This is a genomic window from Ralstonia insidiosa (genome assembly GCF_008801405.1).
Lineage (GTDB): Bacteria > Pseudomonadota > Gammaproteobacteria > Burkholderiales > Burkholderiaceae > Ralstonia > Ralstonia insidiosa.
Genome location: NZ_VZPV01000001.1, coordinates 32,197 through 45,268, shown reverse-complemented (window position 1 = coordinate 45,268; position 13,072 = coordinate 32,197). Strand labels below are relative to the sequence as shown.

General features: G+C 65.1%; 10 protein-coding genes. 3 read left to right on the top strand and 7 right to left on the bottom strand.

The features are described 5' to 3' along the window. Positions 1-55: 55 nt before the first annotated feature. From F7R11_RS00195 to F7R11_RS00170, 6 genes are all read right to left on the bottom strand, one after another. The gene (locus tag F7R11_RS00195; RefSeq protein ID WP_064805519.1) at positions 56-952 is read right to left on the bottom strand and encodes a metal-dependent hydrolase; all 897 of its coding nucleotides are present in this window, start codon (positions 950-952) and stop codon (positions 56-58) included. Then, positions 949-1,977 carry an alpha/beta fold hydrolase gene (locus F7R11_RS00190; RefSeq protein WP_064805517.1) on the bottom strand — a complete coding sequence of 343 codons (1,029 nt, stop codon included), beginning with the start codon at positions 1,975-1,977 and terminating at the stop codon, positions 949-951. The genes F7R11_RS00195 and F7R11_RS00190 overlap by 4 nt, the downstream gene beginning before the upstream one ends. Before the next feature lie 10 nt (positions 1,978-1,987). After that, positions 1,988-2,878, bottom strand: a complete 891-nt coding sequence (locus F7R11_RS00185; RefSeq protein ID WP_064805515.1) for an SDR family NAD(P)-dependent oxidoreductase — start codon at positions 2,876-2,878, stop codon at positions 1,988-1,990. A gap of 310 nt (positions 2,879-3,188) precedes the next feature. After that, positions 3,189-4,814 (bottom strand): flavin-containing monooxygenase, encoded by a 1,626-nt coding sequence (locus F7R11_RS00180; RefSeq protein ID WP_197495018.1) that lies wholly within the window; start codon positions 4,812-4,814, stop codon positions 3,189-3,191. 153 nt (positions 4,815-4,967) lie between these two features. Continuing rightward, on the bottom strand, positions 4,968-9,323 hold the full coding sequence (locus tag F7R11_RS00175) for an ATP-binding protein (protein WP_231973115.1): 4,356 nt from the start codon (positions 9,321-9,323) through the stop codon (positions 4,968-4,970). A gap of 15 nt (positions 9,324-9,338) precedes the next feature. Further along, positions 9,339-10,007 (bottom strand): response regulator, encoded by a 669-nt coding sequence (locus F7R11_RS00170; RefSeq protein ID WP_021197310.1) that lies wholly within the window; start codon positions 10,005-10,007, stop codon positions 9,339-9,341. 228 nt (positions 10,008-10,235) lie between these two features. Between F7R11_RS00170 and F7R11_RS00165 the strand changes: the two genes are divergently transcribed. The 3 genes from F7R11_RS00165 (at position 10,236) to F7R11_RS00155 (ending at position 12,193) form a co-directional block, all read left to right on the top strand. Next, a complete protein-coding gene (locus F7R11_RS00165) occupies positions 10,236-11,381 on the top strand; it encodes a cation diffusion facilitator family transporter (RefSeq protein WP_064805512.1) in 1,146 nt (381 codons plus the stop codon). 303 nt (positions 11,382-11,684) lie between these two features. Further along, the gene (locus F7R11_RS00160) at positions 11,685-11,906 is read left to right on the top strand and encodes a hypothetical protein (RefSeq protein WP_064805510.1); all 222 of its coding nucleotides are present in this window, start codon (positions 11,685-11,687) and stop codon (positions 11,904-11,906) included. 59 nt (positions 11,907-11,965) lie between these two features. After that, positions 11,966-12,193: a hypothetical protein gene (locus F7R11_RS00155; RefSeq protein WP_021197313.1), complete on the top strand. Its 228-nt coding sequence runs from the start codon at positions 11,966-11,968 to the stop codon at positions 12,191-12,193. Positions 12,194-12,257: 64 nt separating this feature from the next. Here F7R11_RS00155 and F7R11_RS00150 read toward each other — a convergent pair whose 3' ends face one another. Beyond that, the gene (locus F7R11_RS00150) at positions 12,258-12,974 is read right to left on the bottom strand and encodes a glutathione S-transferase (RefSeq protein ID WP_064805508.1); all 717 of its coding nucleotides are present in this window, start codon (positions 12,972-12,974) and stop codon (positions 12,258-12,260) included. Positions 12,975-13,072 lie beyond the last annotated feature (98 nt).

Here is a 13,072-nt window from a genome sequence, read left to right as displayed (position 1 = left end):
CTATTTCTAGTTTGATCCTGATGCGACGGGTACTGCAGGTGTTTTGAATGCCTGCTCAGGACCCGGCTGCACCCGCCGTCGACAGCTTGCGCCGGATCGACGGCGACGGCGCTTCGCCATTGGCGGCGGCATACGCTTCAATCTCCGAGATCAGCTTGGGCAGGCGCTCAAGTGCTGCGCGATTGTCTTCATCCCACGGGTGGAAGGACGGCCGGAAGAAATCGAAGAATTCCGGAATGATCTTGCGCAGCGGCGCGGGGTGAATCCACAGGAAGTGGAACGCTTTGCCCAGGCCGAAGAACTTGTTCTTGCAGGTGCGATCCGCAAAGATCAACCGCAGGTGCACGTAGAACACCATCGACCAGAACAGCACCGTGGTGGTCAGCATGACCGAGGTGCGCAGGATGTAGCGGCGCAGGCCCGGCTTGATGGCGAGGTTCCACACGTCGTAGCTCACGGCCTTGTGTTCGGTCTCTTCCATGGCATGCCACAACCAGACCTGGCGGTAGCCGGGCTCGGAGTTGCGGCCCAGGCCGTCTTCATGGCTCAGCACCTGGTTGGCCAGCATGGCGGTGTAGTGTTCCAGCGCCACCGTCACGGCCAGTTGATGCGACTTGGGCGTGTACTTGCGCAGCACGTTGAGGAACTTGCCGACAAAGCGGTCGATGCGGTTGGCGGGCAGGCCGGCGCGGTCGAGCAGGTCGTTGTACAGCACGTGCTCGCGCGTGTGCATGGCTTCCTGGCCGATGAAGCCGGCCACGGCCTGCTTGAGCTCGGGGTCGGTCACCAGATGGCGGTAGTTGCGCACGCTGTCCATGAAGAAGCGCTCGCCGGTCGGGAAGAAGATCGACAGCGCGTTCAGGAAGTGGGTGACGTGCGTGCCTCGCTCGTGCCAGTTGCTGATGCGATCAGCGGGCAGGTGAGGATGCACGTCGCGGCGGACTGGCATCATGGGCGGTTCTCCTGGAATGTGGTTTCTGCGAGGCGGCTTGCCGCGCTGCCTTGGTCTAGAAATGCACAGAGGTCGGTCCCCACGCGCACGGGGTCTTCCTCCATCGGGATATGGCCGAGCGCCGGATACATGCGCAGCGTGGCGCCGGGAATGCGGCGGGCAAATTCACCGGCATGCGCGGGCGGGATCCACCGGTCGCGCTGGCCCCACAAAATGAGCGTGGGCACTCGGATCGAGGCCAGCCCGCTGGTATCGACATCGTCAAAGCGGAACTTCGGCACCATCTTGCCGATGGCCTGGCGGGCGCCTTCGGCGTAGAAGAAATCGGCATAGCGGCGCAGCGTGGGTTCGGACACGCGCGACGGGTCGCCATACACATCGCGCGTGGCGGCGCGGATGATGCCCTCGGGCAGCATCCACGGAGACGTCAGCCGCACGCCGAGGTGGTTGAACAGATCGATGTAGATCGGCAGCTGCATCGGGAAGCCCGCCGAGTCGATCAGCACGAGTTTCTCCACGCGGCCTGGATGCCGCACGGCAAAGTCCCACGACACCATGCCGCCGAGCGAGTTGCCGATCAGTGTGAGTTTCGACAAGCCCAGCGAATCGACAAACGCGTCGATGAAATCGCGGTACAGCGGCAGCTCCATCGCACGCGGGCGGCCTTGCGCGTCGCGCAGCGGGCCGGTGATGCCGAACGGCGGCAGGTCCAGCCGGATCACGCGATAGCGCCGCGTGAGTTGCGGCAGTACGCCATCCCACGTATGCAGCGATGCCCCGAAGCCGTGGATCAGCAGCAGCGTGCCTTCCGCATTGGCGGCACCTTCATCGGTGTAATGCACGCGCGTGCCCATCAGCGGCAGGTAGCGCGATTGCGGCTTGGCGTAACGGGCGATCAGCACGTCGCGCGCGATGCTGCGCAGGCCGATGCGGCCCGGGCGCAGCATCGCGCGTGCAACGTTGAGCAGATTCGCGCGCGGCGGGCTGGCGAATTGTTCACGTTCAACGGTGGTGGCTGTGTTCATGGGCAGCCTCCTACTTGGCGCGTGCGGTGGCAGGCGCGGTGCCTTCGCTCAATGCTTTCTTGCGCGTGCGGCGCGCTTCGCGAACGACCAGCGCCTGATACGCGGCGGGCAGCACGCGGGCCATCACATCAGCAGCGTGGGCGTCGGGGCCAATCAGCACGCGGCGCTTGTTCTTGCGCACGCCATCGAGGATCACTTCGGCAGCCTTTTCGGCGCTGGTGATGAAGAACTTCTCGAACTCTTCTTTGCCCTGCTGCTCATCGCGGACGAGGAAGCCGTTCATGCTCGGTGACACGCGGCTCGACTTGGCGATGTTGGTCTTGATGCCACCGGGGTGCACGCACGTGGCAGAGACGCCGCAGTTCATCAGGTCCAGCTCCTGGCGCAGCGCCTCGGTGTAGCCGCGCACGGCGTATTTGCTGGCGTTGTAGGCGCCCATGCCTGGCTGCGCGAAGATCCCGAAGATGCTCGACGTATTGATGATGTGCCCATCGCCCGTCGCCTTGATCAGCGGCAGGAACGCCTTGGTACCGTGCACGACGCCCCAGAAGTTGATGTTCATGATCCAGGCCAGCTCGTCGTCGTCCATGCCTTCGATCGTGCTGGACAGCGCCACGCCCGCATTGTTGAAGATCAGGTTGACCTTGCCGTGCGCGGCGTTCGCTTCTTCGGCCCAGCGGTAGACGGCGGCGCGGTCGGCCACGTCGACGGCGTGGGTGGTGACGCGGATGCGGTCGCCTTCATGTGCGCGCACCAGTTGCAGCGTCTGTGCGAGGGCGGCTTCGTTGCGATCGGCCAGCGCGAGGTGGCAGCCTTCGCGTGCCAACTGCAGCGCCAGCGTGCGGCCCATGCCGGACGCGGCGCCGGTAATGGCGGCAACCTTGTTGTTGAATGACTTCATGACGGGGTCTCCGGTTGTCTCTGCTTGTCTTGCACGTGCTGGTGGTGCATCCCTTGTTTCATCCCCTGCCGGGGCTGACTCACTTTCTTTGTCTTGCCAAAGAAAGTAAGCAAAGAAAGGCGCGCCCGAGATGGCGACCCCCTCCTTGAATTTCTGTCGCAGGGAGGGGAAGGGGAAAACTCGCTTCGCTCAGACAGTTCCCCTTCCTTTTTCCTCCCTGCAACAGAAATTCAAGGCGCCATCTAGGGCAGGAACGTCAAAGGCCAAACCGTCTGGGCGCCTGCGTTGGCGGCAATGCCTGGATCGGGTGTTAAGCACGGTCGAGCGCTTCTTCGTTGGCGGTGTTCTCGGCGGCCGTGGGCACCGTGCGAGCAGGCACGCGCAGCGGCACGCCCTTGGGCACCGCCATCGGGCGCGTGCGGTAATCGGCCAGGCGGAAATGCGCGGTCGCACGGCGGAACTGCCACGTGAATCCCGGCCACAGCGTGGTGTTCTTGCCGGTCTTCGGATCCAGGTACCAGCTCACGCAGCCGCCGGCGGACCAGATGGCGTTCGACAGGCGCTTCTGGATGCTGTCGTTGAAGCGGCGTTGCACGTCGAGGCGTACGTCGATCGTTGCGACGTTGTGTGCGCGCATCGACTTGAGCGCATCCACGATGTACGCCACCTGCGACTCGATCATGAACACCATCGACGAGTGGCCGAGCCCGGTGTTCGGGCCCACCACCATGAAGAAATTCGGGAAGCCGGACACCGTCGTGCCCAGGTAGGCCTCGGCACCGTGCTTGTCCCACGCATCGACAATGTCCACGCCCTGGCTGCCGCGCAGCACGCCGCGCGGGAACGGGTCCGTCGCGTGGAAACCCGTGCCGAAGATCAGGCAATCGACTTCGCGCCGCGTGCCGTCGGTGGTGACGATGGCGTTGGGCTCCACACGTGCGATGCCGGTGGTGATGACGTCCACGTTCTCGCGGGTGAGGGCCGGGTAGTAGTCGTTCGAGATCAGGATGCGCTTGCAGCCGATGGTGTAGTCGGGCGTGACCTTCTCGCGCAGTACTGGGTCGGCAATGCGGCGCTTGATGTGGCTGCGTGCCATGCGCTCGACGGCCTTCATGAGCTTCGGGTGAATCACAAAGCCCAGCACGCGCGATTCGAGCATCCAGTAGATGCTGGTGCGCATCAGCTTTTGCGTGAAGGGCAGGTGGCGGAACAGCCAGTGCTCGGCGCGCGAGACCTTGCGATCGGGCTTGGGCAGGATCCACGGTGGGGTGCGTTGGTACAGGTCAACGCGGCCGGCCTTGGGGGCGATCTGCGGGACGAACTGGATGGCGGATGCGCCCGTGCCGATCACGGCGACGCGCTTGCCGCGCAGGTCGTAGTCGTGTTCCCACAGCTGCGAGTGGAAGGCCTTGCCCTGGAAGGTTTCGATGCCGGGAATGTTCGGCCACGACGGGCGGCTCAGGCCACCCATGCCCGAGATGAGCACCCGGGCGCGGTAGCGGCGGCCGTCGGCCATGTCCAGATCCCATGCGCCGGCCGCTTCGTTAAAGGCCGCGCGCGTCAGCTCATGGTGGAAGCGCACATGCGGCCGCACGCCAAACTCGTCGGTGCAGCGCTCCAGATACGCGCGGATTTCTGGCTGCGGCGAATACATGCGCGACCAGTCCGGATTGGGCGCGAACGAAAACGAGTACAGGTGCGATTGCACATCGCACGCGCACCCCGGGTAGTGGTTGTCGCGCCACGTGCCCCCCACCGAACCGGCCTTCTCGAAGACCAGGAAATTGTCGATGCCATGCTGCTTGAGCTGGATCGCCATGCCCAGCCCGGCAAAGCCGGTGCCGATGATGGCAACGTCGACCAGCGCGGGGGCATCGCTGCCGTGGGCGGCCGTAGCAGAGGAATCGGCGCGAGGAAAATCGGACCGTGCGTTCACGTGGTGTCTCCGCGGGCACCACATGACATCATGGGCGCCTCTTAATGTGACATTGATCGATGTCATCGTAGAAGGCGGCCCCGGTCGAGTCAATCGACCGATTGGAAAGGAACGTCTAGAAGTGGATCATCAGGCGCTTGAAACGGATTTTCCTTATGAATCCGTCACTTGCGTGCGGTGCACAACGCCTTGGTTGGCGGTTTCGAGTGTTGCCATCAACCGCTGAAGGTGCGCGAGCAATCGCCTCACACGCTCGCCTGCCGTGCGCAAGTCGGCGTCGGCTGCGCTGTGGATGGCATGGCGAAAGGCCTGCATTTCGGCATCGACGAAGGGGCTGCGCAGCAAGGCCAGGGCGCCTCCCGTGCGGTGTACCCATTGGCGTAGGGCGTTACGGTTGGCGGTTTTCAGCAATGGACGCAACTGCTGCGCATCGTCATCCAGCGACGTCAGGAAGATCTCGACCAACCCATCTGTGGCCGGCCCTGCGCCCAGCGAGCGCTGCAAATCGTCGAGCGACACGGCGAAGGCGTCGTCGTCTGCTGCAGCGCCCGCGTCGGGCGCGTCCTCGGGGCCTGGCGCGGCCGGCCAGAGTGCCGATAGCGCTTCCTGCAAGGTGGCCAGTGTGGTCGGTTTGAGCAGGCTGCCATCCATGCCAACGACGCGGCAGCGTGCATGTTCTTCGGCCAGTGTGGTGGCGGTGATGGCGATGATGGGCAGGCGCGATCCGTCCGCGCGTTCCTGTTCCGCCTTGCGGATGTGCGCGGCCAAGTCGAATCCGTCCATGCGCGGCATGTGGCAGTCGGTCACCAGCGCATCGAAATGGCCTTCGCGCAGGCGTTCGAGTGCGGCGATGCCGTCTTCAGCCAGCGTGACGCGGTATCCGAGCAACCGCAGTTGCTTGGCGATCAGCTCGCGGTTGATCGGGTGGTCTTCGGCCACCAGGATGTGCGCGCCCAGCGCTTGGTTGGGCATCGCGAGCGGTGCGGGTACCGCTGGCGTACTGGCCGGTTTGGCTGCCTCCGGTTGGGGCAGGGCACGTTCGCAGGCGTGCAGGAACGCGAGCCAGCTCAACGGATTGACGCTCAGGACGGCACCGCGCTTGGCGTAGCGCACCTCGCGCGTCACGCGGATGGCCCCCGGCTGCGCCTGCTGCGATGTGGTGAAGACAATGTCCGCACGGGCATCCGACGTGATGCGCAGTCCAGCCGCCTCGGCAAATTGCGCGAGGCAGCGTTGATCGATGGCCGAGTCCACGTCAATGGCGACGCTGCGGCCTGCCAGTTGCGGCAGCGCATAGCGGGCCGCCACGACCGGCACCGGCAACCGCAGCGTGATGGTCGTGCCGCGCCCAGGGGCGCTGCTCATGTCGAGCGTGCCGCCCATCAGCCCGGCAAGCTGGCGCGAGATCGCCAGGCCCAGGCCGGTGCCGCCGTAGTTGCGCGTGGTTGAGCGCTCGGCCTGTACGAACGGTGCGAACAGCGTGGCCTGCACCTCGGGCGTGATGCCGATGCCCGTGTCGGTGACGTGGATGGCGATCTGCGCGGCACCGTCGTCAACGCGGGTGCATTCGGCCCTGAGGCTGATGCTGCCCCGATCCGTGAACTTGATGGCGTTGGAGAGCAGGTTGAACAGCACCTGCCGCACGCGCACGCTGTCGACCGACACTGTGGCCGGCACGTTGGCCGCCACGTCCACGTGCACCGCCAGCGATTTCTCATGCGCACGACTGGCCAACAGGCCGACCGTACCGTCGAACAGCTCTCGCAGATCCGTGTCCACAGGCAGGATGTCCAGGCGCCCGGCCTCGATCTTGGCGTAGTCGAGGATGTCGTCCAGGATGTGCAGCAGCGCGCGGCCGGAATCCTGCACCAGCGACACCATCTGCTTCTGTTCGCCCTCCAGCTTGGTCTGCTGCAACAGCTCGACCAGCCCCAGCACGCCGTTCATGGGCGTGCGGATCTCGTGGCTCATCATCGCCAGGAAACGGTCCTTGGCCAGCAACGCCGACTCGGCCGCGTTCTTGGCGGCTTGCAGTGCATCGGCCTGTTCGCGCTCGACGGTGACATCGCTCATGTAGCCATTCCAGACGGTGCGGCCGTCCGCTTCCTGGCGCGGGTTCGAGCGCGCATGCAGCCAACGGATCGAGCCGTCGTCGCAGACATGGCGGAACTGCTGATCGAACGGCGTCAACTGCTGCGCAGAAATGCGTACCGCTTCCAGCATGCGTTCCCGGTCATCTTCGTGGATCAGAAGTTCGGGCGTGGACAGGTACTCCAGCACGTTGTCCGTGCGCACACCCAGGGTTTCGTACGCTTTGCCGGCCACATAGGTGCCGCGGCCCTGGGATTCCCCAGGTTGCAGTTCGAATTGATAGACCAGCGCCGGCAGCGATTCCGTCACCTCGCGCAGGCGCCGTTCCAGGCGCTCGGCGCGCGCCTGAGCCTCGCGAATCTCGCTGATGTCGACCACCGAGGTGATGATGCCGCCAGGTTGGCCTTCGCGCAGATGGAAGGGCTCGACCCAGTACAGCACGTTGCGCGATTGCCCGTCGGGCGTGGTGATGATGATCTCTTCGCGCGTGCTTTCGTCTGTCTCCAGGGCGCGCCGGTTGATGTCGGACAGGTGGGCCATATTCTTGGCCGAATACATGCCGAGTTCGCCGGGCGTGCGCCCCAGTAGCGCTTCGCGCGGGTGGCCGAACATGCTGCAGAAGGCGGCATTGACGGCCACGTAGTGATGTTGAGCGTCCTTGGCAGCCAGTGGAAAGGGCACGGACTCCATCAGCGCCCGCTGGAAATTCAACTGGCGGGCGAGTGTTTCTTCGGCCAATCGACGTTGCCGGTTCTCCCGGCGCAACTGCCATTGCTTGATGACCAGCGCCACCACAGCGAGCAGCACAAGCGTCGCCGCCGGCCCGAACTTGGACAACACAGCGGAAGCCGATGGACCCAGCTGATAGCTGACGGACAGCCACTTGTTGCGAATGCTGACCTGCTCCCCCTCGGGCATGGCAAACAGTGCACGGTTGAAGAGGGGTGCGAGTGCCGCATAGCGCGCCGACACACCCACGCCGATGCTCTCCGTCAGGTTGGCCGAGCCGGTGACCTTCAGCTCGCCCGGAAAGTGGTGACGGATCAGCGCGTCCACCACCGGCAGATTGGCGATGGTGAAGTCGGCCTGACCCGTGGCGACCTGAGAGAGCGCGTCGCTGGGCGAGACGGCGGTGACGACGCGGATTCTCGGTATGTTCTGGCGCAGCACTTCGGCCAGCGTATCGCTGCGCGGCAGGGCGACCGTCTTGCCTGCGAGCTCGGGCAACGCGGCCACCGTCAGCGCGTCGCTGCGCCCGACGACGACCATGGGTGTTGCATCAATGGCCTGGCTGAGGATGAAGCCGGGTGGGCGGCTATCCTGGTCGGACAGGCCGAGCAGAATATCGACCTCGCCAGCACGCGCCTTGGCGAGCGCGTCGGCCCAATCCTGCACCGGTACACGCTCGAAGCGCAGGCCAAGCGTACGCGACAGAAAGCTCAGGTACTCGGGCAGGATGCCCTGCAACTCGCCGCGCGCATCGTTGAAGCTGTAGGGCATGTAGTCGGGATCGGCGGCGTAGCGCAGCGGTGGCAGCGATGCCAGCATGGCGCGTTCTTTGACCGACTGCGGCAGGGTCGTCGTTGAAACGCCGCCCTGCGTGATCCAGCGTGCGCGCAGGTCACTCATGGCCGCGTCCGGCAACTGCGCGAGGTGGCGGTCGAGGTAGCGGACGAGCACAGCACGCTCGCGAGGTGCCGCAAAGTGCAGCGCATCAACTTGCTGATTGACGAGTTGCACGATCGACAATGGCCGGTAGCGCGGTTGCAGCATCAGCTCACGCGTTGGGTAGGTGATGCCGACGTAAGCATCCGCCGTACCACGCAGCACGGCGTCGAGCGCATCGGTGGCGGTGGGCGTGGTCTGCACGCGGATTTTCGGGTACTGACGCGGCAGTTCTTCCACAAGAGGCGACCCCTGTTCGACCGCGATCCGTGCATCCGTGAAGAAGGGGTCCTGTGCAACCCGAGTGCTGTCGTTGCGGGCAACCACGGCGGTCGCACGCTCCAGATAGGGGGCGGAATACTCCAGGCAGCGGTCGTACTGCGAGCGTGGTACCACGCTCATGATGATGTCGACCTCGCCTCGGCACGCGGCGTTGAGCAGCTCGTCGCGACGGCTGAACACGCGTGGCACGATCCGCACGCGGTCCTGCGGCAGCAGTTGCCTCAGCAGGTCACCCGAAAAGCCGGTGAGCTTGTCACCCGCCACGCCTTCAAGCGGCATCATCGATTCACCGATGACACCCACGGTGAGCTTGGACGGCATCTGATGGAAGAGCTGGACAGCCTGGGCTGCATCCTCCGCATGGGCTTCGTCCGCGCTGCTCAGCCAGGCAAGCGCTACCGCACAGGCCAGCAGGCCTGCACCGATGCCCAAGCGCAGCCGCGCCAGGGGCGACAAGGGGGAGAACCTCACGCGCCAGCTCATGACTTAACCCTCGGCGGTGCCAAGCAAGCCGTGCCGCACGGCAAAGTCGAACAGCGCGGCTTCGGTGGTCAGCGCAAGCTTGCGCATGCCGGCCTGCTTTTGCGCGCTGATGGTCTTGACGCTGCGGTTCAGCCGCACAGCAATCTCGCTGACCGTCATGCCGGTCACGTACATGCGCAGCACTTCCAGCTCACGCTTGCCGAGCAGGTTGATTGGGTCGTTCTCGGCCGGCTCCGGTGCGACCGTGCGGCGGATGAGCTGGGCGTCGAGTTGCGGCGAGAGATAGATGCGGTCGCTCAGTGCGGCGCGCACGCCTTCGAGAATGTGGCGCGGCTCGTCAGCCTTGCTGACGATGACCTTGATGCCGGCGCGCAGGATGTTGCTCATCAGGGCGCGCGTCTCCAGCATGGTCAGCACCATGATGCGCAGGTCCGGATGCCGGCGCGCGAGGAATTCGAGCAGGACGATGCCGTCGCCGTAGCGGCTGCCAGGCATGGCGTAGTCGGTGATGGCGATGTCGCAGCGCACGCGACCGAGCACCGCGAGCAGTTCGTCGGCGCTGCCGGCTTCTCCCACCACCTCGAAGCCGTCGACCCGCGAAACGAGGTGCCGCACCGCAGCCACCACGCCAGGGTGGTCATCTGCAATCACGAGTTGGATGGGGGGCTGCATATCAACAAGTCTCCAGGGCGCGTAACGTGCGGCAACCTGTTTGCCGCATTGCTGAGAATCGCTGAAGCAGCTACGAGGGAAAATCGGAAAAGTCTTATTAATGCGCCGCTATCTGCTCACTTCTGGTGCAAATTCGTTAAGACATGTCACAAACGTGGTTGCGCGTCTGACTCGAAGGCGTACCGCTGTACATGGCACAATGCACGCGCTCCAAATCTGTCAATTGCCATGACGCCCAACCTGCCCACCACTCCATCGGCTGCCACGCGCCAGCAGAGCGCTGAACGTTCCACACTCGTGAGCGCGGGGGTCAATTGCCTGCTCTCGGCGGGGCAGATTGCGGCTGGGCTGTGGTCGCACTCGCAGGGGCTGGTGGCGGACGGTCTGCACACGCTGTCGGACCTGATTGCCGACGGCATCGTCTTCATCGCCAACCGCAACAGCCACAAGGGGCCGGACGAAGACCACCAGTACGGTCACGCGCGCTACGAAAACGCGGCGTCGCTCGGGTTGGGCCTGCTCTTGGTGGCGGCCGGTGCGGGCATGATCTGGGCGGCCGTGGACAGCCTGCGCTCGCCGCAGGGGCCGGCGCCGGTGCACGGCTTGGCGCTGGTGGTGGCGCTGATTGCGCTGGCCGCCAAGGAAGGGCTGTTCCGCTACATGCTGGCCGTGGCCAAGCGCATTGGCTCGCGCATGCTGATTGCCAATGCGTGGCATGCGCGCTCCGATGCGGTGTCGTCACTGGTGGCAGCGGTGGGCGTGGCGGGCAACCTGATGGGCTACCACTGGCTGGATCCATTGGCCGCCGTCGTGGTGGGGCTGATGATCGGCCGCGTCGGCCTGCGCTTCGCGTGGGAGGCGCTCAACGATCTGATGGACCGCGCGCTGCCGCCCTCAGAGGTACAGGACATCCGCGCAAGCCTGGCAGCTACGCCGGGTGTGCTCAGCGTGCACGACCTGCGCACGCGCGTGACGGGGGACCAGGCTCTGGTGGATGCGCATATCGAAGTGGACCCGCGTGTGTCGGTCAGCGAAGGCCATGCCATCGCCGTGCGTGCCCGCGCCAGCGTGCTGGCCGCACACACCGCCATGGCGGTGCTCGACGTGCAGATCCACGTTGACCCGCGTGAGCGTGTTTCCACCGATCCGCTGCCGTTGCCTGACCGCGATGCGCTGCAAGCTGCGCTGGCCCAACTGCTGCCGGCCGGCTCGCTGCTCGATGCTCGCCACTGCGTGCTGCATTACGTGGATGGCGCGGTCGAGATGGACCTGATCCTGCCGCCCGCGCTGGCCGCTGAGCGCGCTCGCATCGCCGCGGCGCTGCAGGCCCGCTGGGATGGCCTCGTCCGCCTGCGCGTGCTGAGCGCCGACTAACGGCACGGGTCGGCCGCGTTGGCCGGCTGCGCCTTGGCTGGATCAAAGCGCAACTGCTCCAGCCCTTTCTCTGTGATCACGCGTCCGCTCACGGGGTCAAAGGTGGCGAAGTTGCTGCGCGAATAGGGGAGCCCGCTCGGGGGAGGGTGGGTGCTAACCCCTCGCCGTGGCAATCAAGTTTCAGTCCCACCTGCCGTTCTCATGGGCAAGAGCGGAACCCATTCCGCCAATCCCTTCTCCAGCACGGTCAGAGTGGGCTTAAGCCCGCCGCCCTCCGCGCTACAACCGACCAACGAGAACAACATGACCCAGCAAGTCAGCAGTGAGTCGAGCCGCCGATGGCGCAGTGAAGTGACGGAGGCGCTATCTACCGTACGGCAGCAGTTTGGTGTGTCGCCCGAGAGTTTGCCGCGCGAGGCATTGATCGCCGCGTTGACGGATGCCATCTGGGCGCAACGCGCTGCCTATGCGCGCATGCGCGAGACGCTGGTCGTGCAAACCGAGTTGGCGCACGAATCGATGTGACCTGTGCGCACCGGCCTTGTCGTGCCGGCCTGCGCAGGCGTTTTCTAGGTGGTGATGTGATGCGGTACTGCGGTTCGCTGGATCTGGACCATCTGCTGCGCCAGCCGTTTGCCCAACTCGGCAGGCTGGTGCGTGACACCGAAACCGGGCAGCCCCTGCCCCCGGTCGAGGTGGCTGCTCGCGCGGTGCTGCTGCGCGCCGCCGGCTACGAGGTCATGCCGATGTGCACGCATCACGACCATCGCGGCTTCTGCCTCGGCCACGTGGATCAGCCCATCGGGGTGTAAGTGCTGCGCGAGTGCGCAGATGCGCACCATGTGTTGGATAGAACCCGGCCTGGCGCCGGGTTTGTCATTTCAGCGCATCGAGTTCCGGGTAGTGGCGGAAGATGCCCATCGTATTGAACGGAATGCGCCGTGGCGATTGCAGATACGCCGCAATGTTCGGCTGCGCGGCCACGCGGTCATGCAGTGCGGCGAGATGCGGCAGCGTGCGTTCATAGCGCTGCATGTGACGCGGAAACGCATAGCGCAGCCCTGCCACGATCTGGAACAGCGACAAATCCACGTAGGTGAGTGCATCACGCACCGCCCAGGTCGGGCCGGCGGGATTGCGATCGAGCACGCGCTCGAAGTAATGCAGGAACTTGGGCGCGCGGTGGGTCAGGAAATCCTGTGCGCGGCGCAGCGCTTCGGTCTGCTGGTCTTCGTAGTACTCGCAGGAGGCAATCGGGTGGTGCGTGTCGTGAATCTCCACCACGAAGTCGGCAATGGTGAGTTGCAGGCTGTGCGTCCATAGGCCGCCGGCCTCGTCCTGCGGCGCCAGGCCGTAGTGCTGGCCCAGGTAGAGCAGGATGTTGGCCGTTTGCGCGATCACCAGTTCGCCAGCCACCAGAAAGGGCGGCGCGAAGGGCGGTGTGATGATGCCGGCATCGTCGAGGAACGTTTCGATGGCGGCCTCGTCTTCGCGGCCGAGGTCGGCGTACGGCACGGCGGCCTGTTCGAGCGCGAGGCGGATGAATTCACCGCGGCCCTGGATCTCGGGCCAGTAGTAGAGCGTGGTTTCCATGGTCGGGCAGAAGAGAGCAGGCGGCGCTGCGTGACGCATCGCAGCAGAAAAGGTCGCTGCAAACGATAATAGGTGGTTGCTTTTGCGCGTGTTCCCCA